The 26,623-nt window shown below is 62.3% G+C and carries 18 protein-coding genes, 3 rRNA genes and 1 pseudogene; 4 read left to right on the plus strand and 18 right to left on the minus strand.

Annotated features, from left to right (window positions below; genetic code table 11):
- The first annotated feature begins 32 nt into the window (after window positions 1–32).
- Both gdhA and rnk read left to right on the plus strand, forming a co-directional pair.
- Window positions 33–1,418 carry an NADP-specific glutamate dehydrogenase gene (gene gdhA / locus P1P91_RS10060; RefSeq protein ID WP_311882368.1) on the plus strand — a complete coding sequence of 462 codons (1,386 nt, stop codon included), beginning with the start codon at window positions 33–35 and terminating at the stop codon, window positions 1,416–1,418.
- A gap of 120 nt (window positions 1,419–1,538) precedes the next feature.
- A complete protein-coding gene (rnk, locus tag P1P91_RS10065) occupies window positions 1,539–1,952 on the plus strand; it encodes a nucleoside diphosphate kinase regulator (protein ID WP_311882369.1) in 414 nt (137 codons plus the stop codon).
- A 167-nt stretch (window positions 1,953–2,119) separates the two neighbouring features.
- Here the strand turns inward: rnk and rrf are convergent.
- The 6 genes from rrf to P1P91_RS10095 all read right to left on the minus strand — a co-directional run bounded on the left by rrf (window position 2,120) and on the right by P1P91_RS10095 (window position 10,342).
- Window positions 2,120–2,235: ribosomal RNA gene (gene rrf / locus P1P91_RS10070) — 5S ribosomal RNA — on the minus strand.
- Window positions 2,236–2,334: 99 nt separating this feature from the next.
- Window positions 2,335–5,224 (minus strand): 23S ribosomal RNA (locus tag P1P91_RS10075).
- A gap of 231 nt (window positions 5,225–5,455) precedes the next feature.
- Window positions 5,456–6,987 (minus strand): 16S ribosomal RNA (locus P1P91_RS10080).
- The 16S, 23S and 5S rRNA genes sit together here, the layout of an rRNA operon.
- A gap of 384 nt (window positions 6,988–7,371) precedes the next feature.
- Complete coding sequence (locus tag P1P91_RS10085) at window positions 7,372–8,322, minus strand: IS481 family transposase (RefSeq protein WP_311885776.1); 951 nt, start codon at window positions 8,320–8,322, stop codon at window positions 7,372–7,374.
- 84 nt (window positions 8,323–8,406) lie between these two features.
- Window positions 8,407–9,147 carry a sulfite exporter TauE/SafE family protein gene (locus tag P1P91_RS10090; RefSeq protein WP_311882371.1) on the minus strand — a complete coding sequence of 247 codons (741 nt, stop codon included), beginning with the start codon at window positions 9,145–9,147 and terminating at the stop codon, window positions 8,407–8,409.
- Window positions 9,140–10,342: a multidrug effflux MFS transporter gene (locus P1P91_RS10095; protein ID WP_311882372.1), complete on the minus strand. Its 1,203-nt coding sequence runs from the start codon at window positions 10,340–10,342 to the stop codon at window positions 9,140–9,142. Before P1P91_RS10095 ends, P1P91_RS10090 begins: the two co-directional genes overlap by 8 nt.
- A 162-nt stretch (window positions 10,343–10,504) precedes the next feature.
- Here P1P91_RS10095 and tal point away from each other — a divergent pair, with 162 nt between their 5' ends.
- A complete protein-coding gene (gene tal / locus P1P91_RS10100) occupies window positions 10,505–11,452 on the plus strand; it encodes a transaldolase (protein WP_311882373.1) in 948 nt (315 codons plus the stop codon).
- Window positions 11,453–11,485: 33 nt separating this feature from the next.
- On the opposite strand, the gene P1P91_RS10105 is transcribed toward tal, so the two are convergent.
- The 9 genes and pseudogenes from P1P91_RS10105 to P1P91_RS10145 form a co-directional block, all read right to left on the minus strand.
- On the minus strand, window positions 11,486–11,998 hold the full coding sequence (locus tag P1P91_RS10105; RefSeq protein ID WP_311882374.1) for an STAS domain-containing protein: 513 nt from the start codon (window positions 11,996–11,998) through the stop codon (window positions 11,486–11,488).
- Window positions 11,988–12,815 (minus strand): annotated as a pseudogene (locus P1P91_RS10110) (PP2C family protein-serine/threonine phosphatase); the annotation flags it as partial. The pseudogene P1P91_RS10110 and the gene P1P91_RS10105, both read right to left, overlap by 11 nt.
- A 74-nt stretch (window positions 12,816–12,889) precedes the next feature.
- The gene (locus P1P91_RS10115; protein WP_311882375.1) at window positions 12,890–13,714 is read right to left on the minus strand and encodes an MlaA family lipoprotein; all 825 of its coding nucleotides are present in this window, start codon (window positions 13,712–13,714) and stop codon (window positions 12,890–12,892) included.
- Between the two features lie 42 nt (window positions 13,715–13,756).
- The gene (locus P1P91_RS10120) at window positions 13,757–14,878 is read right to left on the minus strand and encodes a beta-ketoacyl-ACP synthase III (RefSeq protein ID WP_311882376.1); all 1,122 of its coding nucleotides are present in this window, start codon (window positions 14,876–14,878) and stop codon (window positions 13,757–13,759) included.
- A gap of 39 nt (window positions 14,879–14,917) precedes the next feature.
- Window positions 14,918–18,829, minus strand: a complete 3,912-nt coding sequence (gene hrpA, locus P1P91_RS10125; RefSeq protein ID WP_311885779.1) for an ATP-dependent RNA helicase HrpA — start codon at window positions 18,827–18,829, stop codon at window positions 14,918–14,920.
- A gap of 225 nt (window positions 18,830–19,054) precedes the next feature.
- Window positions 19,055–19,258, minus strand: coding sequence for a tautomerase family protein (locus P1P91_RS10130; protein ID WP_311882377.1), 204 nt, complete (start codon window positions 19,256–19,258; stop codon window positions 19,055–19,057).
- Between the two features lie 82 nt (window positions 19,259–19,340).
- Window positions 19,341–21,032: an AMP-binding protein gene (locus tag P1P91_RS10135; protein ID WP_311882378.1), complete on the minus strand. Its 1,692-nt coding sequence runs from the start codon at window positions 21,030–21,032 to the stop codon at window positions 19,341–19,343.
- Between the two features lie 147 nt (window positions 21,033–21,179).
- Window positions 21,180–21,983: a class II glutamine amidotransferase gene (locus tag P1P91_RS10140; RefSeq protein WP_311882379.1), complete on the minus strand. Its 804-nt coding sequence runs from the start codon at window positions 21,981–21,983 to the stop codon at window positions 21,180–21,182.
- 38 nt (window positions 21,984–22,021) lie between these two features.
- Window positions 22,022–22,474, minus strand: coding sequence for a hypothetical protein (locus P1P91_RS10145; RefSeq protein ID WP_311882380.1), 453 nt, complete (start codon window positions 22,472–22,474; stop codon window positions 22,022–22,024).
- A 101-nt stretch (window positions 22,475–22,575) separates the two neighbouring features.
- Here P1P91_RS10145 and P1P91_RS10150 point away from each other — a divergent pair, with 101 nt between their 5' ends.
- Complete coding sequence (locus P1P91_RS10150; RefSeq protein ID WP_311882381.1) at window positions 22,576–24,642, plus strand: S9 family peptidase; 2,067 nt, start codon at window positions 22,576–22,578, stop codon at window positions 24,640–24,642.
- A 16-nt stretch (window positions 24,643–24,658) separates the two neighbouring features.
- Here the strand turns inward: P1P91_RS10150 and P1P91_RS10155 are convergent, their stop codons facing one another.
- The 3 genes from P1P91_RS10155 to rnd are packed head-to-tail and all read right to left on the minus strand — an operon-like array spanning window position 24,659 to window position 26,597.
- Window positions 24,659–25,114 carry a YcgN family cysteine cluster protein gene (locus P1P91_RS10155; protein ID WP_311882383.1) on the minus strand — a complete coding sequence of 152 codons (456 nt, stop codon included), beginning with the start codon at window positions 25,112–25,114 and terminating at the stop codon, window positions 24,659–24,661.
- Window positions 25,115–25,173: 59 nt separating this feature from the next.
- Complete coding sequence (locus P1P91_RS10160) at window positions 25,174–25,470, minus strand: YcgL domain-containing protein (protein WP_311882385.1); 297 nt, start codon at window positions 25,468–25,470, stop codon at window positions 25,174–25,176.
- Window positions 25,467–26,597, minus strand: a complete 1,131-nt coding sequence (gene rnd, locus P1P91_RS10165) for a ribonuclease D (RefSeq protein WP_311882386.1) — start codon at window positions 26,595–26,597, stop codon at window positions 25,467–25,469. The genes P1P91_RS10160 and rnd overlap by 4 nt, the downstream gene beginning before the upstream one ends.
- Window positions 26,598–26,623 lie beyond the last annotated feature (26 nt).

The raw sequence follows: 26,623 nt of genomic DNA on the forward strand, positions 1-26,623 counted from the left end.
GCACACACATCACCGAACAAGGTAACAAGACCATGCCCGAGACACAGGATCCCCAAAAGCACCTTGAAACCTACGTGCCCGATACGCTGGCCAGCCTGAAAAAAAGCAGCCCGGCGCAAACCGAGTTCTATCAGGCCGCCGAAGAAGTGCTGGAGTGCTTGCGTCCGCTGTTCAAGCGCTGCCCGCACTACCTGGAACACAATATTATCGAGCGCATCGTGGAGCCCGAGCGCCAGATCATGTTCCGCGTTTGCTGGGCAGACGATAACGGCAAGGCGCAGGTCAACAAGGGCTACCGCATACAGTTCAACTCGGCGCTGGGGCCCTACAAGGGCGGCCTGCGCTTCCACCCCAGCGTCACCTCCGGCACCATCAAGTTTCTGGGCTTTGAGCAGATTTTCAAAAACGCGCTCACCGGCCTGCCCATCGGCGGCGGCAAGGGCGGTTCGAACTTTGACCCCAAGGGCAAGTCGGATGCCGAAATCATGCGTTTCTGTCAGGCATTCATGACCGAACTTTATCGCCATATCGGCCCTACGACCGACGTACCCGCCGGCGATATCGGCGTTGGCGCACGCGAAATCGGCTATCTCTACGGCCAGTACAAGCGCATGACCGGCCGGCATGAAGGAGTTCTAACCGGCAAGGGCCTCGACTGGGGCGGCTCGATCGGCCGCAAGGAAGCCACCGGCTACGGCGCCGTCTACTTTGCCCAGAATATGCTGAAAGCGCGCAAAGACAGCATCGAAGGCAAAACCTGCCTGGTATCCGGCGCGGGTAACGTCGCCATCTACACCATTGAAAAACTGCTCGAGCTCGGCGCCAGGCCGATCACCTGCTCGGATTCCGGCGGCACCCTGCACGACCCTGACGGCATTGACCTGGCGCTGCTCAAGGAACTCAAGGAAGTCGACAGCCTCTCCCTCGAGACGTATCTGGAAAGGCGCCAAAGCGCCCGTTTCATCAAGGCCGCCGATTACCCCGAAGATGGCCACGCCGTATGGCATATCCAGGCGGACGCCGCCTTCCCCTGCGCAACGCAAAACGAACTGACCGCGACCGACGCCAGGGCGCTGCTGGCCAACGGCGTTGACTGCGTTAGCGAAGGCGCCAACATGCCCTCCAACGCGGATGCCATTGACTGCTTTATCGAGGCCGGCATCGCCTACGGGCCGGGCAAGGCAGCCAACGCCGGCGGCGTGGCCACCAGCCAGCTGGAAATGGCCCAGAACAGCAGCATGGAGCAGTGGCCACTGGAAAAGGTCGACGACAAGCTCAAGGCCATCATGGCCGATATCCATCAGCAGTGCGCCGATACGGCCGCGGAGTTTGATGCCCCCACCAACCTGGTGCTCGGCGCCAACATTGCCGGTTTCCGGCGAGTGGCTGACGCCATGATCGATCAGGGCATCGTCTGATCGTCTTGTCGGCGCAAATAGCGTATAATGGTGGCCGACACAGTCCTTCCCCCTCCTTTCGGGGAAGGACTGTTTTTATTGGCTATTGCGCATTGCGCTGTCTATTCCAAGGAGAGCACCATGGGATACCGCCCGCCTATCATGATTAATCGACTCGACGCCGAGCGCCTGCAGCGGCTGATTGACGATGCTTCCGACAAGGACCTGGACGTTGCCGAGCTTCTTGAGGCGGAGCTGACACGCGGGGAAGTGGTGGATCCGGCCGATGTGCCCGATGATATTGTGAGTATGAACAGCCAGATCCAGTTTACCGACCTGGAACGTAATCGCCAGATAACCCGCACCCTGGTCTATCCGCACGCCCTCGGCAGCGTCGAGGATGCCATTTCCGTCATGGCGCCTATCGGAGCCGGCCTGATTGGCCTTCGCGTAGGGGACATTGCCGACTGGCCGCTGCCCAACAACGGCAAAGCTCGTCTGCGCATCGATGCCGTTTTATGGCAGCCAGAGCGCGAAAGGCAGTACCACCGCTAATGAATCGCAAATAAAACCCGTACCAGCGTATTTGCTTGCTGACTATGTGCTGATATCAGGCTTTATTGGAAGGCCGGCTTACCGGGCGACGCCGGCCTGCTTCGGCTGGACTTGTCTTCCACGCACACAAAAAACCCGGCACGGGGCCGGGTTCTCTGTGTATCAGTGCCTGACGATGTCCTACTCTCGCATGGGGAGGCCCCACACTACCATCGGCGCTGAGCGGTTTCACTGCTGAGTTCGGCATGGGATCAGGTGGTTCCTGCTCGCTATGGCCGTCAGGCGTAACCGGTGACATATCATGCCGAGGGTGATCGTCTCGTGTCGTATCCGACGACTTTACTGTCTCATCGTTGTCGCGACCCGACCCCTTGGGCGTTATAGGGTCAAGCCTCACGGGCGCATTAGTACCGGTTAGCTCAACGCCTTGCAGCGCTTCCACACCCGGCCTATCAACCAGCTCGTCTTGCTGGGCCCTTCAGGAGGCTCACGGCCTCGGGGATGTCTCATCTTGAAGGGGGCTTCCCGCTTAGATGCTTTCAGCGGTTATCCCGTCCGCACTTAGCTACCCGGCAGTGCCACTGGCGTGACAACCGGAACACCAGAGGTACGTCCACTCCGGTCCTCTCGTACTAGGAGCAGCCCTTCTCAAACATCCGACGCCCACGGCAGATAGGGACCGAACTGTCTCACGACGTTCTAAACCCAGCTCGCGTACCACTTTAAATGGCGAACAGCCATACCCTTGGGACCGACTTCAGCCCCAGGATGTGATGAGCCGACATCGAGGTGCCAAACACCGCCGTCGATGTGAACTCTTGGGCGGTATCAGCCTGTTATCCCCGGAGTACCTTTTATCCGTTGAGCGATGGCCCTTCCATACAGAACCACCGGATCACTAGAACCTGCTTTCGCACCTGCTCGACGTGTCTGTCTCGCAGTCAAGCACCCTTGTGCTCTTGCACTCACTGCACGATGTCCAACCGTGCTGAGGGTACCTTCGTGCTCCTCCGTTACACTTTGGGAGGAGACCGCCCCAGTCAAACTACCCACCACACACGGTCCTCGATCCGGATCACGGATCGGAGTGAGAACGCCAATGATGCCAGGCTGGTATTTCAAGGGTGGCTCCCCCCGGTCTGGCGACCGGGGTTCCAGGCCTCCCAGCTATCCTACACAAGCAACATCGGCGTCCAGTGTGAAGCTATAGTAAAGGTTCACGGGGTCTTTCCGTCTGGCCGCGGGTACACCGCATCTTCACGGCGATTTCAATTTCACTGAGTCTCGGGTGGAGACAGCGTGGCCATCATTACGCCATTCGTGCAGGTCGGAACTTACCCGACAAGGAATTTCGCTACCTTAGGACCGTTATAGTTACGGCCGCCGTTTACCGGGGCTTCGATCAAGCGCTTCGCCGGAGCTAACGCCATCACTTAACCTTCCGGCACCGGGCAGGCGTCACACCCTATACGTCCGCTTGCGCGTTGGCAGAGTGCTGTGTTTTTAGTAAACAGTTGTAGCCACCTGGTATCTTCGACCGCCTTCCGCTCCGTCCGCGAGGGACTTCACGTACCGGCGGCGTGCCTTCTCCCGAAGTTACGGCACCATTTTGCCTAGTTCCTTCACCCGAGTTTTCTCAAGCGCCTGGGGATTCTCACCCTGACCACCTGTGTTGGTTTGGGGTACGGTCCCACCGTATCTGAGGCTTAGAGGCTTTTCCTGGAAGCGTGGCATCGATGACTTCCAGCCCGTGGGCTGTTCGTCTCGTCTCTCGGCCTTGAACCACCGGATTTCCCTGATGGTTCGGCCTACGGACTTTCACCGGGACGACCGTCGCCCGGCTCACCTAGCCTTCTTCGTCCCCCCGTCGCAATACTGTGAGGTACGGGAATATTGACCCGTTTCCCATCGACTACGCCTTTCGGCCTCGCCTTAGGGGCCGACTCACTCTGCTCCGATTAGCGTCGAACAGAAACCCTTGGTCTTCCGGCGAGGGCGTTTTTCACGCCCTTTATCGTTACTCATGTCAGCATTCGCACTCGTGATACCTCCAGCAAGCCTTTCGACCCACCTTCATCGGCTTACACGACGCTCCTCTACCACGTATCCCGGAGGATACGTCCGTAGCTTCGGTACCTGATTTAGCCCCGTTACATCTTCCGCGCAGGCCGATTCGACCAGTGAGCTATTACGCTTTCTTTCAAGGATGGCTGCTTCTAAGCCAACCTCCTGGCTGTCTAAACCTTCCCACATCGTTTCCCACTCAATCAGGATTTGGGGACCTTAGCTGACGGTCTGGGTTGTTGCCCTTTCCACAATGGACGTTAGCACCCACTGTGTGTCTCCCACGCTGGCACTCACCGGTATTCGGAGTTTGCCTCGGGTTGGTAAGTCGGGATGACCCCCTAGCCGAAACAGTGCTCTACCCCCGGTGGTGATACGTGAGGCGCTACCTAAATAGCTTTCGAGGAGAACCAGCTATCTCCGGGCTTGATTAGCCTTTCACTCCGACCCACAGCTCATCCCCGCATTTTTCAACATACGTGGGTTCGAGCCTCCAGTTGATGTTACTCAACCTTCACTCTGGCCATGGGTAGATCGCCCGGTTTCGGGTCTATTCCCCGCAACTTGTCGCCCGGTTAAGACTCGCTTTCGCTACGCCTCCCCTAATCGGTTAAGCTCGCTACGGAAAATAAGTCGCTGACCCATTATACAAAAGGTACGCGGTCACCGAACGAGTCGGCTCCCACTGCTTGTACGCACACGGTTTCAGGATCTGTTTCACTCCCCTCACTGGGGTTCTTTTCGCCTTTCCCTCACGGTACTGGTTCACTATCGGTCAGCCAGGAGTATTTAGCCTTGGAGGATGGTCCCCCCGTCTTCAGTCAGGGTTACACGTGCCCCGACCTACTCGATTTCACGCGATCGGACTTTCGACTACGGGGCTGTCACCCACTATGGCGGCCCTTCCCAGGGCCTTCGTCTAGTCGTTCACGCGCTTAAGGGCTGGTCCCCGTTCGCTCGCCGCTACTGGGGGAATCTCGGTTGATGTCTGTTCCTCGGGGTACTGAGATGTTTCAGTTCCCCCGGTTCGCCTCGTCTCCCTATGGATTCAGGAAACGATACTCACCTTGTGGTGAGTGGGTTGCCCCATTCAGAGATCGCCGGGTCAAAGGTTGTTTGCCACCTCGCCGGCGCTTATCGCAGGCTGCCACGTCTTTCGTCGCCTCTGGCTGCCAAGGCATCCACCGTGTGCGCTTCATTGCTTGACCCTATAACCCCAAGGGGTCGGTGTCGCAATGACAACGATTGCCGGATACGCTTGAGACGTATCACATAATCTTCTTGCGAAGATCGTTTTGTCAGCATGATATATCTTGTTAAAGAGCACTGCCTGAAAGCAGTCATAAGCGTCGTGACGGTTCACGGAGCTTATGACTGCTCAGGGGCACAGCGATCAGGCAATTCATTGTGGGCACTTGCCGGGCGGATGACGCATCGGTTAAGGAGGTGATCCAGCCGCAGGTTCCCCTACGGCTACCTTGTTACGACTTCACCCCAGTCATGAACCACACCGTGGTGATCGCCTTCCGAAGTTAGGCTAACCACTTCTGGTGCAGTCCACTTCCATGGTGTGACGGGCGGTGTGTACAAGGCCCGGGAACGTATTCACCGTGCCATTCTGATGCACGATTACTAGCGATTCCGACTTCACGGAGTCGAGTTGCAGACTCCGATCCGGACTGAGACCGGCTTTACGGGATTCGCTGACTCTCGCGAGCTCGCCGCCCTTTGTGCCGGCCATTGTAGCACGTGTGTAGCCCTACCCGTGAGGGCCATGATGACTTGACGTCGTCCCCACCTTCCTCCGGTTTGTCACCGGCAGTCTCCCTGGAGTTCCCGACCGAATCGCTGGCAAAGAGGGACGAGGGTTTCGCTCGTTACGGGACTTAACCCAACATTTCACAACACGAGCTGACGACAGCCATGCAGCACCTGTCACTGCGTTCCCGAAGGCACCCCGAGATCTCTCTCGGGTTCGCAGGATGTCAAGGGTAGGTAAGGTTCTTCGCGTTGCATCGAATTAAACCACATGCTCCACCGCTTGTGCGGGCCCCCGTCAATTCATTTGAGTTTTAACCTTGCGGCCGTACTCCCCAGGCGGTCGACTTATCGCGTTAACTTCGCCACAAGGGTCTCAAGGACCCCAACGGCTGGTCGACATCGTTTACGGCATGGACTACCAGGGTATCTAATCCTGTTTGCTACCCATGCTTTCGCACCTCAGCGTCAGTGTCAGTCCAGAAGGCCGCCTTCGCCACTGGTATTCCTCCCGATATCTACGCATTTCACCGCTACACCGGGAATTCCACCTTCCTCTCCTGCACTCTAGCGCGACAGTTCCGGATGCCATTCCCAGGTTGAGCCCGGGGCTTTCACAACCGGCTGATCGCGCCGCCTACGCGCGCTTTACGCCCAGTAATTCCGATTAACGCTTGCACCCTCCGTATTACCGCGGCTGCTGGCACGGAGTTAGCCGGTGCTTCTTCTGTGAGTGATGTCGTTCCTGGCGGGTATTAGCCGCCAGGCCTTCTTCCTCACTGAAAGTGCTTTACAACCCGAGGGCCTTCTTCACACACGCGGCATGGCTGGATCAGGCTTTCGCCCATTGTCCAATATTCCCCACTGCTGCCTCCCGTAGGAGTCCGGGCCGTGTCTCAGTCCCGGTGTGGCTGATCATCCTCTCAAACCAGCTACGGATCGTCGCCCTGGTGAGCCGTTACCCCACCAGCTGGCTAATCCGACATAGGCTCATCCGATGGCGGGAGCCTGAGCCCCCTTTCTCCCGTAGGACGTATGCGGTATTAGCCCGAGTTTCCCCGGGTTATCCCCCACCACCGGGCAGATTCCTATGCGTTACTCACCCGTCCGCCGCTCGACGCCCAGGAGCAAGCTCCTGTCGTTTCCGCTCGACTTGCATGTGTTAAGCCTGCCGCCAGCGTTCAATCTGAGCCATGATCAAACTCTTCGGTTTCAATCATATAGTCCGTTGAGCGGACCAAACTTGGCTCAAGGTATCAAACGTCTCAAACGAGACCCGAAGGTCTCTGACGAGTCGCTTGCCTTGACGATAGGTGATTTGTCACCCACCCAGGCAAGCGCCCACATGAATTACCTGATCAACTTGTTAAAGAGCGTCTCGCGTTTTGCGGCGAGGAGGGCGTATTCTACACGCCTTTGAGCGGCTGTCAACGGCGATTGTTTCGAATCGCGTAACTCGTTGAAACCACCGGCCTTTTGGGGCCTTTCGCCGCCGGTGACGGTTTGGCGTCGTCGGCAGCGAATATATACTATAGAAGCTTTCTGGCTATTTGGCAAGGAAAAGCATAACTTTCGCGTTTCGCTACCAGAGAAGAAGCTAGCTGTGTAAACTCACCAGGTTGTTCACGGAAAGCCCCAACCGGCTAACCGGAGGGTGATAGTTCAGGCTGGCATGTGGCCGGTGCCAGTTGTACTGGTGAAGCCAGGCGGAAAGGTGTTTGCCTCGCTCCTCCGAGCTCTCATAAGACTGGGCATAGGCCCACTCGCGCAGAGCGGTTTGAATGAACCGTTCTGCCTTGCCATTGGTGCGGGGCGTATAGGGGCGAGTGCGCTTGTGCTTCAGCCCCACCCGCCGGCACAGGCGGTGAAACGCCCGGGACCGGTAGCAGGCGCCATTGTCGGTGAGCACCCGCGTGAAGCGAGTCCCCAAGTCTCGATAATATCGTATGGCCTCCAATAGCGCATAACAGGCGCTCCAGCCGGTTTCATCAGGGTAGCGGGTGCCGAAGGCCACCCGTGAGTGATCGTCGATGGCGATGTGGACATACTCCCACCCTGCACCACGCGTGGTCTGTTGGCGATCGCCGGTGACCCGATGCCCCGGGCGCGCGAAGCAGCCGAGCTTCTTGATATCCAGATGCAGGAGATCCCCGGGTGCGTCGTGCTCATAGCGATTGCTGGGCCTTGGCGGTGTCAGAGCCGCCAAGCGATTCAGCCCCTTGCGCTTGAGAATGCGCGCTACCGTGCTCTGGCCAACCCCCAGCGCCTGGGCAATCTGGCAATAGGTCTGGCGTCGCTGACGACGCTCGACGATCTGCTCCACCGTCGTTGCGTCGGTCGCCCAGGGACTTCGGGCAGGGCGTGACCGACGGTCCTGGAGGCCCTCGAGTCCCTCCTCACGGAAACGACGCACCCATTTGTAGGCCGTTCTCACACTGACGCCCTGGGCTTGCGCGACCTCTCTGGGCCGCAACCCTTCATCGATGACGCGAGCGACCAGCAGGGCTCGACCGTGCGGAGTGAGTCGGGCATTCTTATGGGTGTTCATCCGGGCCTCCTGGAGAGATTGGTTGGTTTGCATCTCCAGTCTTCCGGGTTGGCTCCGGATGAACAACCTACCGAGAGATCACAGCTAGCCCGCCTGGAGTAGAAGGCTCAGCGCAGAACCAGTGCACAGGGTCAGCGATATAATTTGCAGCCAGCGTCGATTAAGCTTCGGGGCTACGCGGTTGGCCAGCCCATTACCCAGCAGCACCGCCGGCAGAAGCGTCGCTGCAATGCCAAAATGCCATATCCCAATTTGTCCGGCCACGGCCAGGGTAAACAGCGTGAGAATAGAGGTCAGGATAAAAAACGCGGCCAGATTGCCCCGCACACGGTCGGGCGGCAAGCCGTGCATGAGAATCACCATCGGCGGACCGCTGATCGAGGCTACGGTACCGAAAACCCCCGACAGTACGCCGGCACCAAAAAGCGTCTTGCGATTTACCGGCAGCCGAAACCGGAACAGCGTGACCAGAACGGCAAACAGCACAATAGCGGCAATCAGCTTTTCCAGAATCACCATGGGGGCGGCGAGCAGCAGCCAGGCGCCCAGAACATTGCCCGGCAGCCGCCCGACCAGCGCCATGCTGATCGGCCCGAGGCTCACTTCGTGGCGATAGTAGCGCACCATCATCAGCGATACCGTGAGCCCGAACAGCACCAGCACCACCGGCACCAGCCGGGGTTCCAGCATCAGCAACAGCGGCGCGCTAACCACCGCCAGGCCGAACCCGGTGGCGCGCTGAACAAAAGCCCCAACCGTCAGCACCGCCGCCGCGCCGAGCCACAGACGCGGCGTCATATCAAGCCAGGCAAAGACATCAAGCATGATCGGGCGAAACGTCGGGCCCGGGTTTGGGCGTCAGCCAGCGCACGCCCACGTTGCCTACAGTCGATGCCATCAGCATGGTTACCACCATCGGCCACATGTTCTCGATTTCGAAATAGCCTACCAGGATACCGGCAAGCGCTCCGCTGCTGAACTGGATGCCACCCAGCAGCGCCGTGGCGGTCGCGCTGATATGGCCGAAATGATCCAGCAGCGAAGAAATGGAGTTGGGCGTAATCAGGCCGATCATTCCGGTAAAGCACATCACCAGCGCAACCACCACCGGCAGGCTATTCAGCCCCAGGGCGGTAACGAGCACCAGGCCGGACGACGCCGCCAGCTGCACCGCCAGCCCCAGACGCAGGTTCTGCTGGGGCGTTCGCGTTTTCAGCAGCGCAATATTCACCCGATTGGACGAGGCGATAATGATCACGTTGGCGCCAAAAACAAACGGATAGAGCGCCGGCGACAGGGAAAAATATTCCATATACACAAACGGCGATGCGGTCACAAAGGCGAACAGGCCGGAAAACGCCGTGGCGACCGCACAGATATAGCCCATTCCCTCGCGGTGGCGGAGGATGCTGGCATAGTTACCAATCACCTGCCGAGGCGACGCTGCCGGCAGCGTCATGTCCCGAGTTTCGGGAAGCTTGGTGCCCAAAAGCCACAGCAAAAACAGCGCATAGGCCGCAAGAAACACGAAAATCAGCCACCAGTCCACGGCATGCAGCAAGGCACTGCCTACGCTTGGCGCCACCAGCGGGGCCAGCATCATGATCATGGCCATGGTCGACATCACCCTGGCCGCTTCTCGTCCCTGGAAACAGTCGCGCACAATCGCCGCCGAGTTGACCACGCAGGCACCGCCCCCCAGCGCCTGGACAAAGCGCAGCGCCAGCAGCTCGGACAAACTATCGACCTGGGTAAGCATCAGGCTCGCCAACGCAAAAACGGTCAGCCCGCCGGTGAGCACGGGCTTGCGCCCCAGCCGATCGGAAAGCGGGCCAAAGCACAGCTGGCCCAGCGCAAAGCCGAACAGAAAAATGCTGATGGAAAGCTCGGTATGGTGGATACTGGCACCGATGGTATCGGCCAGCGCTCCCATGGCGGGCAAATAGGCATCGATCGCAAACGGTGCCAGCGCCGTATTGGCAGCGACCAGCAAGGCCACGCGACGAGGGTTAAGTTCCATGCAGCTCCTTAAATTCAGAATAAATGGCGGCACCTACTGGCCGGAAAGCGGTAAAATGAATCCTGAGGTAGCTAATCATAGATGATTTAGCCCCTCCTGGCTGCGCTGTTCGAGGCGCTGCTGCCTTGCTAGAGTACGGCCACGATATCAAAGGAGCGTGCCATGGCGAAAAGCCTGCTATCCCAACTCAAGCAAATGACGACCGTGGTCGCCGACACCGGCGATCTGGACGCCATCCGCCGTTTTCGGCCCCACGATGCCACCACCAACCCCTCGCTGATTCTGCAGGCCGCCCAGCAGGAAGACCGCCGCGAGCGGCTGGCACGCATTGCCGGCGAGAGCCGCGATTTGGACGAGGCTCTGGACCGGGTCGCCGTGGATATCGGCAGCGAAATCAGCGCGCTGATACCCGGCTATGTGTCAACCGAAGTCAGCGCCCGGCTGTCGTTCGATCGCGAGGCCACCGTTGCCCGAGCTCATTCGCTGATCGAGCACTACCGGCAGGCCGGCGTGGACCCCGAACGCATTCTGATCAAGATCGCTTCCACCTGGGAAGGCATCCAGGCCGCGACTCAGCTGGAGCGCGAAGGCATCCAGACCAACCTGACGCTGCTGTTTGGCTTCACCCAGGCAAAGGCTTGTGCCGATGCCGGCGCCACGCTGATTTCACCGTTTGTGGGACGCATTCTTGACTGGCACAAAGCCCGGAACCCCGAAGCGGACTTCAGCGGCCAGCGCGACCCCGGCGTGATCTCGGTGAAACAGATCCATGACCATTTCAAGGCAAACGGCTATTCCACTGTCGTCATGGGCGCCAGCTTTCGCAACACCGACGAAATCCAGGCGCTGGCCGGCTGCGACCGGCTGACCATTTCGCCCAAGCTGCTGGGCGAGCTGGAAGAGCAGACGGGTACCCTGGCCCGCCAGCTCAGCGCTACCGGTGCTGGCACCTCCACCGAGGATGCAGCGTCGCTGGACGAAGCGACCTTTCGCTGGCAAATGAACGAAGACGCCATGGCTGACGAAAAGCTCGCCGAAGGCATCCGCAAGTTCATGGCGGATCAGCGCCGGCTGGAGACGCTGCTAGGGGAGCTTGGCCATAAAGGATAGAGCACGCGCCATCAGCGCGCTCTCGCGCCAACCTCAATGGCGGGAGGGGCTGTCCTGGGCTTCGAGCATGTCCACCAGCGGCTGAAACTCTTCGCGGTTATGTTCGTTCATGTGCATCAGAATGCGGTGGGCTTCCAGAATGCGCTCGCGCAGCCCGCCCTCGTCCGCCTGCACTTCGGGCAGATCTTCGGCATCGTCGGCCGGGCTGTGGCTCAGCGGTGCGGAAAGCAGCGTGAAAAAGCGGGAAAATCCCATTACATCAAGCATTTGGCGCACATCGGGATTATCGGCAATGATAGTCGGCGGCTGCTCCAGGCGGCCTCTTACCGCCATGGCCACCTTGGCCAGAAACCCCAGCGCCGTTGAGTCCACGTTGCTCGCTTCGCGCAGGTCGATCATGACCGCCCGCAGCCCCGGCGTCTGCGCCAGCTGCTGCGCCTGGGTGTCCAGCGTGGCACAGAGCGTCAGGCGCACGTCGCCGCACAGCTTGAGAACAAACACCCCGGAATCGAACGCCGCCTTGATGCGACCTTCCTCAGTCAGCATGACCAAATCCGCTCACCATCATGATGGTTAAATCATCGGGCAGCGCCTGCCGGTCATCACTCGCCTCATCCGGCCGGCGCGCCTGTACCAGGTCAATATAGGTGCTGGCTCGGGCAAGCCCGTCGCGCAGCTCTCCAAGCGACGCGCTTTGCGCCAGCAGCTGCTCCAGCTGACCCAGCCGCGCGTCGAGCGTTTCCCCCGGCAGGCACTCCAGCACGCCGTCGGAGCACAGCCATAGCGCAAAGTCATCCGGCAGCGCACACTCAAGGGCGGGGTAGACCGCATCCGGAAACAGCCCCACCGGCATGCCCTCGCCTTCCAGACGCTCAAGCGTGCCGCCAGTTTGCAGCATGGGCATCGGCAGCTGGGCGCCCAGCGAATAGTGCAGCTTCCGCTCGGCGTGGTCAATCACGCCGGCAAACAGCGTCGCGTGCTTGCCAATATCGCTATCCTGAAGCTCGCGGTTGAGAGAGGTAAGCCAGTCTGCCGGCATGCGCTCGGGAGCGTCGCCGTCCCACTCATGCAGCCAGCGCGTAAACAGGTATTTCAGCAGCACCGTCACAAAGGCTGACGACGCCCCGTGGCCGGAGACGTCGGCAAAGTACAGGGCGCTATAGCGATCATTGTAGCGCTGATAGCCCAGAAAGTCGCCGGAGAGATACAGCGACGGCGCCAGCCAGTAGTCAAAGCGTACCCCGCCGAACACGCGCGCCTGCCGCGGCAACAGTCGGCGCTGAATATAGCCGCCGCTTTGCTGGTCCAGACGCAATAGCTCAAGCCGAGCCTGGAGGCTGTCATTCTCCCGGGCCAGCTCTTCGCAGCGCTGCCGACACGCGTCGAGCGATTCACGCATGGCGGTGTCGCGCTTGCTTTCGTGCTTCATTCCAAGCCTCAATCGGCGGCGTTATCGTCGCCGGAATCCGCATCGTCAACGTTTGCGTCATCAAAATCCGCGTCGTCAAAGTCAAAGTCGTCTGCGGCAAAGGGGTCATCTCCCAGCTCGCCGTCGCTGATCTTGAAGGCGCGGTTCTGCAGGTAGGCATCGCGCATGAAGCGATAGCGATCTCCCTGAATCAGGTCTTCCTGGTCAAGCAGGCCGGCACGCTTGTCGATCAGGTTGAGCGCGCCCAGCGCAATCCTTGTTTTATCGTCGTCGACGTAGGTGACCGGGTAGGTGGCGATATCCGCCGGCAGGCCGGTAGCGTCGCGCAGAGTGCTGGGGCCCAAAAACGGCAGCACCAGGTAGCGCGAATCCGTCCAGCCCCAAGTGGCCAGCGTCTGGCCAAAATCTTCTTTCTCCTGGCGAATATCCATCTTTGTCGCCACGTCAAAAAGCCCGCCGATGCCCGCCGTGGTGTTAATCAGCAGGCGCGACGTCGCGCGGCTGGCGTTCTCGCCCTTGCCCTGCAGCAGGCTGTTCAGCACCGTGCGGATTTCCCCCAGGTTGGAAAAGAAATTGCCCACGCTGTCTTCCACCGGCTCGGGCGTAATCGTGCGATAGCCCTTGGCAACCGGGCGCAACGCATAGCGATCCAGGACGTCGTTGAACACGAATACCTTGCGGTTGAAGCCTTCCCAGGGGTCTTCCGGATGCGGCTCGCCTTTTGTCGCGCTGCTGGCACACCCGCCAAGCACCACGGTGAGCGCCACGGCAGGCATCAGGAGGGCTGCGCGTTTAACGCCCGGCGCAGGGGTGAGGCGGAAGTTATCTGGCATGGAAATCTCTTCAGGGGTGGTCATGGAATCAAACCGGCGACGCTAGGCTTTCTGCATCACGACGCTGCCCGCGCTGTAGCCGGCACCGAACGAGCAGATAATGCCGATATCGCCGCGCACAAGCGAGTCGCGATGCAGATGAAACGCAATAATCGATCCCGCCGAGCTGGTATTGGCATAGCGGTCAAGGATGACCGGCGCCTGCTCCGGACCGGGGTTGGCGCCAAGCACCTTGCGCGCGATCAGGTCATTCATGTTCTGGTTGGCCTGATGCAGCCAGAGCCGACTCACGTCCTCTGCGCCAAGCTCGAGAGAAGCCAGATGCGCGCAGAGCAGCCTGGCTACCAGCGGGCAGACCTCCTTGAACACCCGCCGTCCTTCCTGGACAAAAAGCTTGTCCAGCGCGTTGGGGTCGGCATCGGTTACGCGATTCAAAAACCCGGCGTTATTGCGAATGGCATTGGAAAACTGCGTGACCAGCCGGGTTCCGAGAATGGCGTAGCGCTCTTCGGCCCGGGCAACCGCGTCGTTTTCCAACACCATGGCGGTACAGGCATCGCCAAAGATGAAATGGCTGTCGCGGTCGCAGAAGTTCAAGTGCGCCGAGCAGATCTCCGGATTGACGATAAGCGCGCGTTTGACGCTGCCCGAGGTAATGGCGTTGGCGGCCGTTTCCAGCGCAAAGGTGGCCGAGCTGCAGGCCACGTTCATGTCAAACCCGTAGCCGCCGGCTCCCAGCGCCTGCTGCAGCTCGACGGCCACGGCCGGATAGGCGCGCTCCAGGTTCGAGCAGGCAACGATCACAAGCTCGATATCATCCGCTTCTATGCCGGCGCTGGCAAGGGCCTGACGGGCCGCGTCAAGCGCCATCTCGCACTGGATCGACGGCTCGTCGTTACCCCGCTCGGGCAGGTGCGGGCGCATCCGCTGCGGATCCAGGATACCGTCGGCATCGAGCACGTAGCGGTTTTTGATGCCCGAGGCCTTCTCGATAAAGGCGCTGCTGGAATACTCGAGCGCTTCACGCTCGCCGGCGGCAATGGCGTCGGCGTGGCGGTCGTTCTCGGCTTTTGCCCAGGCGTTGAACGCCTTCACCAGCGCCTCATTGTCCACGGCGTGCGCCGGGGTATAAAGCCCGGTACCGGTAATTACCACCTGTGTCATTCGCCCTCTCCTCCCGGCGGTACGCCGCCCCATTGTTGATTAGGCCTGAGTGATCTCCTGCCAGCGCTTTTCCAGCCGCTTGACCGATACCGGCATGGCCGTGCCCAGCTGCTGGGCAAACAGCGATACCCGCAGCTCCTGCAGCCACCAGCCAAACGCTACCAGCTCAGGCGCCTCCACCCGCCCCCGGCGCTCGCTTTCGCGCCGGGCGTCAAAGCGCGCTTCCAGCGACTGGATTTCGCCCATCAGCAGCTGGTCGCGGCCGCGCTCTCGGGGCGCCTTTTCCAGCCGGATCAGCGCGGCCTGCATATAGCGCGGATAGTGCTCAAGCCAACTGCCGGCATCGCACAGAAACCCGGGGTAAACCAGCCGCTGCATCTGCGCCTTGATATCACTGTAGACCAGCGCCAGGGCAAAGTTTAGTTTGCCCTTGAGCACCTTGGACACCTCCAGGTGCTCCTTCAGGGCAGCGTGTGCCTGTTCCAGCAAGGTTTCCGCGTGGGGGATAATGACGTCGCCGGCTTCCTGCAGACGCTGCTCCAGAGCGGCAGCCGAGCGCGGCAGCGGCGCCGCCGCCACCACCTGGGTAAAGACAGCCTCGACCAGATCGTCGATAAAAGCCTGCTTGCTGCCCACCTTGGCAAACAGCAGCGCGCAGGTTTCCACGCCTTTCAGCCGGCGAATCTGCCTGACCCATTCCGGGCGATGGGCCATGGCCAGGCGCGCCACGCCCTCCTGATGGGCGGCTTCAGCTTTGGCCGGGTGGTCCAGCAGCGACACGCTGAAGGACTCCCCCTCCTTCAACAGCGCCGGATAGGCTTCCACGCGGATTCCTGCCTGATCGGTCACCCGAGACTCCGGCAGCGGCCTCTCCGGCAGGCCTTCCACCGCCGGCGCTTCGCTTGCCTCGGCGGCAAGCGCCTGGGCACCCTGGCTTGCCGCGTCTTCAAAGCGCTGCTCCAGCGCCCGGACATCGCGCCCCTGACCCAGGGTCCGGCCGTCGTGGGCCACCACGCGAATGTTCATGATCAGGTGCGGCTCGAGCTGCTCCAGCCGCCAGTCTTCGGGGCCGACTCGGGTGCCGGTGCGCCGGCGGATAAACTCGCCCAGTGCTTCCGTCAGCGGACGGTCGTCGGGCACCAGCGTTTCCAGCGCGGCATCCACCCAGTCAGGGATAGGCACCACCTGGCGGCGCAGGCGCTTGGGCAGCGACTTCATCAGCGCAATGCATTTGTCGCGCAAAAGCCCCGGCACCAGCCACTCAAGCGCGTGTACCGGCAGCTGAGGCAACATGGCCGCGGGTACGGTGAGCGTCACGCCGTCGTCCTCGGCCCCCGGTGCGAAGTGGTAGCTCACCGGATAGCTCACGCCGCCCAGGGTCAAATGGTCCGGGTACTGCCCTTGAGTGACCTCTTTGGCCTCCCGAGCCTTGAGGGCGTTCAGGTCAAACTTGAGCAGATCGGGATTGTCGCGCTCGGCCTTCTTGCGCCAGCTCTCAAAGCCCTTGCCGTTGACGATATCGGCGGGAATGCGCTCGTCGTAAAACGCAAACAGGGTTTCTTCGTCGACGAGAATATCCCGCCGCCGGGCGCGGTCTTCCAAATCCTCCACTTCCTCGATCAGCGCGCGGTTATGGGCAAAAAACTCGCCCTGGGTGCGAAACTCGCCCTCCACCAGCGCCCGACGGATAAACAGCTCCCGGGACTCCTCGGGGGCAATGGCGCCGAAGTTGACCTTGCGCCCGCTGACGATGGGCAGGCCAAACAGCGTCACCTGCTCTTTGGCCACCACCTGGGCGCGCTTCATTTCCCAGTGCGGATCGCTGTAGCTGCGCTTGACCAGGTGCCCCGCCTGAGGCTCGATCCAGGCCGGATCGATTTTGGCGACGGTGCGCGCAAACAGCCGCGAGGTTTCCACCAGCTCGAAGGCCATCACCCACTTGGGCGTCTTTTTGGCAAGCCCCGAGCCCGGGTGAATCACGAACTTGCGGTTGCGCGCGCCCAGGTAGTCGCGGTCCTCGGTGAGCATGCCAAGGTTGGACAAAAGCCCCGAGAGCAGCGCCTGGTGCAGCTTGCCCGAGGTCTTGCGCCGGGCCTGGCGGGCTTCTTCCTCGCTCTGCTCGGGGTCGCCGGGCGGCGCGGGCGGCACCTCGATATCCATATCGCGCAAAAGCTGGCGCAGCTGGCGGAACGTATCGTGCCATTCGCGCACGCGCAGGTAGTTGATATAGCGCTCGCGGCACCAGCGCCGAAGCTGGTTGCCGGACAGCGCCTCCCGGGCATTTTCGATGCCGTGCCAGAGGTTGAGCAGTGCGACGAAGTCGGATTCCGGCGAGTGCCAGCGGTGGTGGGCATCGTCCGCGGCCTGACGCTTGTCGGCCGGGCGAGCGCGAGGGTCCTGGATCGACAGCGCCGAGACCACCACCAGCACCTCGTATAAACTGCCGCGGTCGGCGCCGGCCAGCACCATGCGCGCCAGCCGCGGGTCGATGGGCAGCCGCGATATCTGCCGGCCAAGTCGGGTCAGCGCATTTTTATCGCTTACCGCGCCGAGCTCATGCAAAAGCCTGAAGCCGTCCTTGACAAAGCGCGGGTCCGGCGGATCGACAAACGGAAACGCCTCGATGCTGCCAAGCTTCAGCGAGAGCATGGACAAAATTACCGAAGCCAGGTTGGTGCGGCGAATTTCCGGGTCGGTAAACTCGGGCCGAGCAAGAAAGTCGTCTTCGTCGTAGAGGCGAATACACACGCCTTCGGCCACCCGCCCGCAGCGGCCCTTGCGCTGATTGGCGCTGGCCTGGCTCACCGGCTCCACCGGCAAACGCTGGATCTTGGCGCGATAGCTGTAGCGGCTGAGACGCACCAGCCCCGGGTCGATCACATAGCGAATACCGGGCACGGTGAGCGAGGTTTCCGCCACGTTGGTGGCGAGCACAATGCGCCGCCCCTTGTGCGGGGCAAACACGCGATTCTGCTCGGCGTTGGACAGCCTGGCATACAGCGGCAGAATCTCGGTGCCGCGCAGATTGGCCCGGCGCAGAGTATCGGCGGCCTCGCGGATCTCGCGCTCACCGGGCAGAAACACCAGCACGTCCCGGGGACCGTGCTGCCAGCGGTTATCTCGCTCGATCTGCTCGATTTCTTCTACTGCCTGGACAAGGCCTTCCTGCAGGGAAAGGTCATCCTCGTCGTCGGCGTCGCGAACCAGCGGCCGGTAGCGCACCTCCACCGGGTAGGTTCGCCCGGTCACTTCGATCACCGGCGCCGGCGTATCGTCAGTGCCGAAATGGGCGGCAAAGCGATCCACGTCGATGGTGGCCGAGGTAATGATGACCTTGAGGTCCGGGCGCTGGGGCAACAGCCGCTTGAGGTAGCCCAGCAGAAAGTCAATGTTCAGGCTGCGCTCGTGGGCTTCGTCGATGATGATAGTGTCGTAGCGCAGCAGCAGGGGGTCGTTGCGGGTTTCCGCCAGCAAAATGCCGTCGGTCATCAGCTTGACCAGGGTGGTATCCCGGCTCTGGTCGGTAAAGCGCACCTGATACCCCACCTGCTCGCCCAGCGGCGTTTCCAGCTCTTCGGCCAGACGGGTCGCCACGCTTCTCGCCGCCAGCCGGCGCGGCTGGGTATGGCCAACGAGACCGCGGCGGCCGCGGCCGAGCTCCAGGCAAAGCTTGGGCAGCTGGGTGGTCTTGCCCGACCCGGTCTCCCCGGCCACGATCACCACCTGGTGCTCGGCAAGCGCCTCGAGAATATCCTCCCGGCGCTCCACCACCGGCAGCTCCGGCGGGTAGTTGAGCGTGACCCGCTGCTCCCGGCGCGCCTGAACCACCCGGGCAGCGCGCTCCACCTCCCGAGTGATTTCGCCCAGGCCGCGATCAACGGGCTTGCCGTCACCGAGCCGCCGCTCCAGGCCGGCCAGACGACGCTCCAGGCGACGGGCGTCCTTGATCATCAGCGCAGCGGTTGCCCGACGCAACGCCTGCAGGCGCTCGGCGGGGCTTGCGCCTTCAGCCGGGAGTACGGGCGGCGTCAGGGTCGAAGAGTCTGAGATATCGGCAGTCACGGTCGGCTCTACTTCATCGGCGGTGGCCATCAACAATCGGCCCGCTCGGGTGAGCGGGCCGGCGAGTATAACGCTTTCGGGCAAGCGGTACCTACCCCGAGGCAGAAATCCCGATCACGACGGCTTGCCCGCGCGGCGCCTGGCGACGGACTCGCCGGCAACGCCGAAGTCCTGTACCTCCACGTCGGACAGCAGAATGCGCACGCTTTCCGGCGTGCAGTCGATGGCGTCCACGCAGGCGTCGGTGACGTTCTGGATCAGCGCTTCCTTCTGCTCGGCGGTGCGGCCTTCAATCAGCTGGATATTGACAATGGGCATACAACCTCCATTTATGGAAATTATTTTTGAAACACTGAGTCCGCGATCATTCCAGCTTCGTGGCGCCGAGTAAAGCCAGGCGTTACGACGCTTCCGCGCCGCAATGCTCGTCGCGCAGCTGGCGGCGCAGCACCTTGCCCACGTTGCTCTTGGGCAGCTCCTCCCTGAACTCGACGTGCCTGGGCACCTTGTAGCCGGCGAGCTCTTTCTTGCACCAGCGGCGCAAGGTTTCGGCGTCGAGTTCGGCACTGTCGGTGACCACGAAAAGCTTGATCGCCTCGCCGCTGTCGTCGTCGGCAACGCCGACCGCGGCGACTTCGCGCACGTCGGGGTGGGCGGTGACCACGTCTTCGATTTCGTTGGGGTAAACGTTGAAGCCCGACACCAGAATCATGTCCTTCTTGCGGTCGACGATGCGCACGTAGCCGTCTTTTTGCAGAACGGCGATATCCCCGGTGGCAAACCAGCCGTCCTTGAGCGCCCCTCGGGTATCGTCATCGCGCCGCCAGTAACCCTTCATGACCTGAGGGCCCTTGACGCACAGCTCGCCGGGCTCGCCCAGCGCCACGTCATGACCGTCCGCGTCCACTGCTCTCACCGAGGTGCCGGCTACCGGCTTGCCGATCGTCCCCAGCTGGATGGCGTCGCTGGGGTTGAAGGCCACGATCGGTGAGGTTTCGGTCAAGCCGTAGCCTTCGGCCACCGGGCAGCCGGTGACCTCTTCCCAGCGCTCGGCAGCGGCTCGGGTCAGCGCCATGCCGCCGGAAATGGTCAGGTGCAGCCGGGAAAAATCCAGCTGCCTGAAATCCTCCCGGTGGCAAAGCGCGTTAAACAGCGTGTTCAGGCCGATAAAGGCGCTGAACGGCTGCTTGGCCAGGGTTTTGACAAAAGCGTCCAGATCCCGCGGGTTGGGTATCAGCACCGAATGGTTACCGGTATTCACCAGAAACAGGCAGTTCACGGTAAACGTATAGATATGGTAGACTGGCAGCGGCGCAATCACCCGCTCTGTGCCCTTGCCAATATTCTCCCCGATGGCCTGGCGCGCCTGCAGCATGTTGGCCACCAGGTTGCCGTGGGTCAGCATCGCTCCCTTGGGCTTGCCGGTTGTGCCGCCGGTATATTGAAGCGCAGCGAGATCGTCCAGCGCTTGCGGCGCATCACGCTGTTCAAGGCCGCGCCCCTTCTCCAGCGCCCGGCGCAAAGGCGTGGCATCGGCAAGCGAATACGCCGGCACCATTTTTTTCACGTACTTGACGGCGGCGTTGATCACCCAGCGCTTGGGCGCCGGGTGCAGGTCGGCAAGCTCGGTTACCACCACGTGGCGAATACCGGTCTGCTCCCGCACCTTTTCCAGCTTGGCCGCCATGTTGGCCAGAATCACGATAGCGCTGACCTCGGCATCCTTGAACTGATAGGCCATTTCGCGCTCGGTGTAGAGCGGGTTGGTATTGACCACCACCATTCCGGCGCGCAGCGCGCCGAATACCGCTACCGGGAACTGCAGCACGTTGGGCAGCTGAATGGCGATACGGTCGCCGGGCGCAAGGTCGGTCTCGTGGGTCAGCCAAGCGGCAAAGCTTGCCGACAGGCGGTCCAGCTCGTCAAAGCTCAGCGTTTGCCCCATGCAGGTAAAGGCAGGCCGGTCACCAAAGCGCGCGACGGCCTGGTGCCACACGTCGGTGATCGAGCCGTACTCTTCAACGCCTTCAAGCGCCGGCCCGTGGAGCGCCGGGTCATTTCCCGGCCCGGAAAAATCAGCGTGTTCGCTCATCAGCCGTCTCCGCTATCCGCGCCGGCCAGAGGACCGACGTTGTTATTGTGTCAGATACGGTTGTTGTAGCAGCCATGGCGGCGCTTGTCTCGGGCCGGCACTTTTCAACGCCTGCTTGAACCCCTGCCGTTTCCACCACGGCCGCTGTCAGGCACTGTTGGCTGCCTGGTTCTCGCTGGTATAGCGCGCCTGTATCTCGCCGTCCTTCCATACCAAAAGCTCCCCCGGCACCATGCGCTGCCATTGCTCGTTATGGGTCAAGGGCTCGGTAGCAATGACCGACACAATATCGTCAGGGGTGGTGTGCTCGACAAAGTTCACCGTCAGCTCGGCATCGGAAAGCTCGGCCTCGCCGAAGGGCGCACGCCGGGTAATGTGCGCAAGCTTCGTTGTGCAGTAGGTGTACAGATAGTCACCGTCGGAGAGCAGCAGGTTGAACACCCCAAGCCCCCGCAGTCGCTCGCACAGCGCATGGAGGGTCTGCCACAGCCGCCGTGGGTCGTCCGGCGGCACGGGGAAGATTCGGCGTATCTCGCCGAGCAGAAAACAGCAGGCGTGCTCGCTGTCGGTGGTCCCTACCGGGGTATAGCTACCCAGCGGCAGGCTCTGCCAGCCGGAAAGCTGGCCGTTGTGCGCATAGCACCAGGGACGCCCCCACATTTCCCGAGTGAAGGGATGGGTGTTGGAAAGCGTCACCTCACCCACGTTGGCCTGGCGGATGTGGCTGATCACCACGTGAGACTTGATCGGGTAGTCGCAAATCAGTCGGGCAATGGGCGAATCCACCGAGGGGTGCGGATCGCGAAACTCGCGGTAGCCGCCCTGCTCGTAGAAGGCAATGCCCCAGCCGTCGCGGTGCGGGCCGGTGCCGCCGCCGCGGTGCAGAAAACCGGCAAAGCTGAAGCAGATATCCGTGGGCACGTTGGCGCTCATGCCCAGAAGCTCACACATCGTTGACTCCTTTCTCGGGACACCGCCCGAACAAGCGTCTAGCCGATGACCGGCTCCCGGCGGCGGGTATTCGGCTCAACGCCGGCTTCTCGCGCCGGTGCCGACTGCCCGTCCGCCGGCGGCGTGCGCTCGTTATCGGCTTCGGCGCTCGGACGGCGCCACCACCAAAGGGCGGTGCCGACAAGTGCGCCCAGCACCACGCCGCTCAGCAGCCACGTCAGGCCGCCGGCAAACGCCGCCGAATCCTGCTCCAGGAAGCCCACGGCGGCAACCATGGCCGACGGCGCCCAGCCGTGATAAAACTCGCCCTCTTCCACCAGCGGCAGCGAAAAGCTCGCCGGCATCCAGATGGCGCCGACAATGGCCCAGGTGAGCACCAGCCGCGCCAGGCGCGGTAAAAAGGCAAACGCCAGATACACCGCGCCCAGCACCAGGATCGACACGCCGTAATACATCAGCCAGAGCTGTGACATTGAATCGGCAAACAGCATAGTATTCCTCTTGTGGATCTCAGTATCCGTGCAACATTTTCCGTTATGGTACCCGTCAATTGAACAAAGCACAGCCAGAACGTACCGAGCTTTCACCGGTATTGCGCTATTTCCGTTCCGACGCCCCCGACTGGCACTGGCTTGAAGACGACGAAGCGCCGGCCACTCGAGCGTTTCTCGAAGCGGCCAACGCCGAGCACGCCGCCTGGTTTGCCCCGCTCGAGCCGCTGGCCGAGGCGCTTTACCGCGGCCACCTGGCCCGGCGCGAGCTGGCCTCGACAAGCCTTGAGACCGAGCTTGACCACTATACGGTCTACAGCGTCACCGGCGCCGACGACGACTACCCCCGCTGGTGGCGCTACCCCAACGGCGAGCCCGACGCGCGCGAATGCTTTTTTGACCTGCCCGCCCGGGCCGCCGGCCAGGCGTTTTTCGAGATCGGCGACATGGCGCTCGCGCCGGACGAGCAGTGGCTTGCCTGGACCGAAGACAGTCGGGGCGACGAGCGCTTTGCGCTATGGCTCAAGGCGCTGCCCAACGGCACGCCCCAGCGCCTGCTTGACGACATCGGCCCGGCGCTGTGCTGGGCCGAAGATCAGACGGCGGACGCCGCTACCCTGCTGTTCACCCGCTTCGATGCCACCCAGCGCCCGGACAGCGTCTGGCGCCTGCCGCTGGCGCTTGCCGCGCCGGTCGCCGGCGATGCGCCGCGGCTAATCTGGCGGGAAGACGACCCCGAATTCTGGGTGGGTATGGACAAGACCCGCTCCCGGCGCTGGCTGGTGCTGGAAAGCGCCTCCAAGGACACCGGCGAAACCTGGGTGGTACCCGCCGCGGCGCCGGCTACTGCACCGCTATGCCTCTATCCCCGCGACACCGGCGTGGAGGCCGGCCTCGACCACCGCCCGGGCTTTTTCTACTGCCTTCACAACCGCGCCGGCGCCCACTTCCAGCTGGACGTCGCCCCTGAAAAGGCGGCGCTGGCGGCGGCCCGAACGGAGGTAGGGAGCATCGACTGGCAGCCGCTGGTCGCCCACCGGGAAAGTGCTACCCTGGAAGGCGTTGATGCCTTCTCCTGGGGCCTGGTGCTGGCCGAGCGCGACCACGGGCTGGCCCAGGTGACCCTGCGTCGGCTGGTGCTGAACGATGCCCACCGCATCGAGCGCGACGAGACCCTGGCGCTGCCGGAAACGCCCTGTTCTCAGCTGCTGGAAGACGCCCCGCACTTTGACGCGCAAACGCTTACCCTGCGCGAAGAATCCTTCACTCAGCCACCGCGCTGGGTCGAGCTGAATCTCGCCAGCGGCGAACGCCGGGGGCTCAAGACGCTGCCGGTATACGGCGACATGGCGCCGGATAAGCTCACCAGCCGGCGTCTCTGGGCAAAAAGCGCCGACGGCGCAAGCGTCCCGGTATCCGTGGTCATGCGTGCCGACCTGGCCGACCGGCCGCTGCCCACGCTGCTGTACGGCTACGGTGCCTACGGCGACCCCCAGGATCCGTGGTTTTCCATCGCCCGGCTGGAGCTTCTCGAGCGCGGCGTCGCCTTTGCCGTGGCCCACGTACGCGGCGGCGGCGAGCGCGGCGAACCCTGGTATCTCGACGGCAAGATGGCGCACAAGGAAAACAGCTTCAGCGATTTCCTGGCCGCCCGGGAGGCGCTGGTGGAGCAGGGCATCAGTCAGGCTGGGCGCATCGTCGCCTACGGCGCCAGCGCCGGCGGCATGCTGGTGGGGGCCTGCGTCAATCGCGCGCCGGACGCCTTTTGCGCGGCGGTGCTGGAGGTACCCTTCGTTGACGTGCTGCGCACCATGCAAACCCCCGAACTGCCGCTGACCACCGCCGAATACAGCGAATGGGGCAACCCGGCAGAGCCAGAGGTGGCGGCGCGTATCGGCGGCTACTCGCCGGTAGATAACGTTACGGCGCAGGCCTACCCGGCGCTGTGGATCGAAGGCAGCTGGTTTGATACCCGGGTAGCCTACTGGGAGCCGGCCAAGTACTACGCCCGGGTCACCCAGTGCCAGCAGGGCGAAGCGCCGGTGCTGCTGTATACCGACATGCAGAGCGGGCACGGCGGCGCCTCGGGACGTTTCAAGGCCTGGCGCGACGCCGCAAGGCAGGATGCGTTCATTCTCTGGGCGCTGGGCCTGGCGCCCGGCTTGTAAATCGCCTGCTCACTGCCTAAAGCGGCAGTACGGCAATCACGTGCTCTTCCAGGCGGTGCTCGGGCACCCGGTCCTGGGAGATAGCGTAGCCGCGCACGCTCACGCCCTTGCGGTGGACGCGTTCGGCGTCGTTGCTTAACAGCGGATGCCAGCTGGCAAGCTTGCGCCCCTCGGCCACGCGGCGGTAGCCGCAGGTGGACGGCAGCCAGGTAAACTCGCGAACCAGCGCCGGCGTGAGCTGAATGCAGTCGGGCACGCTGTCAAAGCGGTTGGGATAGTCGCTGCACTGGCAGCTGTGGGTATCCAGCAGCCGACAGGCCACGTTGAGCACGGCCACTTCCTGGGTGTCCTCGTCGTGGAGCTTGAGCAGGCAGCACTGCCCGCAGCCGTCGCACAGCGCTTCCCACTCGGCATCGTTGAGTTCTTCCAGGGAGAAGCGCTCCCAGAAGCGTTCGCGCATCGGCATGGTCATCTGCACTCCTTCGTTACGGCTTAGTTACGGCTTACCAAGCTCAAGGCCCTCCACCTCGCCTAGTAAACGGCCTGAGTGGGTGCCCGGTACAAATCAAGCATATAGTCGTCTTTCGCCGGCGGCATCTGGAAATAGTAGCCCTGTTCGGCGATGGCGGCCAGCACGTCGGCAGCGCTGGCCCGGGCCAGCGGCTTGTCGGCGGTCAGCAGCAGCGTCAATGCCGGCACCGGCCTGCCGAACTGTTCGAGCAGCGCCTCCGGCACCGCTTCAAGCCCCTGGCGCTTGTCGACGTACAGGTACATTTCTTCCTTGCGCGAGCTTTTGAATACCTCGCAGATGACGCGATCGGCGGTCATGACATTTCCTCGAGCGTTTGCTTAAGCGATGAGTTCAGGCATTCGCCGCGCCAGCCGCCGGGCAGCCGCGGGCTTTCGCCGGCCAGCGCCTGCATGGCAATGGCTTCGATGTCGCGCCGGCGCAGGAGCATTTCCGGGGCCATGCCCAGCGCCGCGGCACGGTCGCTGACGGTCTTTTTCAGCGCCTTGAACAAGGGCTTGAACGGCGGCTGCGCCGGATCCGGCCAGCTCCGAGGGAGCGCTTCTTCTTCCCGCTCCCGGGCCGTTTGCATCAGCGCCAGCAGCGTATCGCCCTCTTTTTTGACCAGCGACGGTTTGACCTCTTCTATCGCGGCCAGCTCAAAACGGTTTTTGGGCATGGCGGCGGCCACGGCAAACAGCACCTTGTCGCTAACCAGCCAGTTGCGCGGCAGGTCGCGCCGGCGGATTTCGCCCTCGCGCCAGGTGGTCATCAGCCGGTAGGCTTCGATCTGGCGTGGCGTCAGCCGCCACAGCTGGCGCTGGCGGGTAAACCATCGGGCATCCTGGTCGGCGCCGCGCCCGGCCTGCTCTACCAGCGCCCGGCACTGGGCCAGCGCCCAATCCATGCGTCCGCTTCTTTCCAGCGCCTCTGCCTGGCGCTTCCACACTTCCAGCAGGCAGATCACGTCCAGCGCGGCGTAGTCACACTGGGCCCGGCTCAGCGGGCGCTTGAGCCAGTCGGAGCGGGTTTCTTCCTTGGGCAGGGTTTCCCCCAGCCAATGCTCTACCAGTTTCTGATAGCCCATGCCGGGGTTGTCGCTCAAAAACCCCTGGGCCACCTGGGTATCCATCAGCGGCGCTGGCAGCACACCGGCCCAGCGCTGAAACACCTCCAGGTCTTCGCTGCAGGCATGGATCAGCTTGAGCGCGTCGTTTTGCAACAGCGCCCGGCATGCCGGCGTACACTCCACCGCCAGCGGGTCGACCAACCAGGTCATGTCCCCAGCGGCAAACTGGAACAGCGCCGGCAGCGGATAAAACGTCTTTTCACGAAAAAACTCGGTATCCAGCGCGATCGCGTCGGCCGCCGCCATTTGCGCGCAGGCGTCATCCAGCGCCCGGGGCGTGGCAATCCACTGGTACGAGGGGGAGTCAATCAAGGACAAAAGCAGGGTTTCCGATAAGAGCGCAC

This window comes from Halomonas piscis, from assembly GCF_031886125.1.
GTDB classification, from domain to species: Bacteria; Pseudomonadota; Gammaproteobacteria; order Pseudomonadales; family Halomonadaceae; genus Vreelandella; species Vreelandella piscis.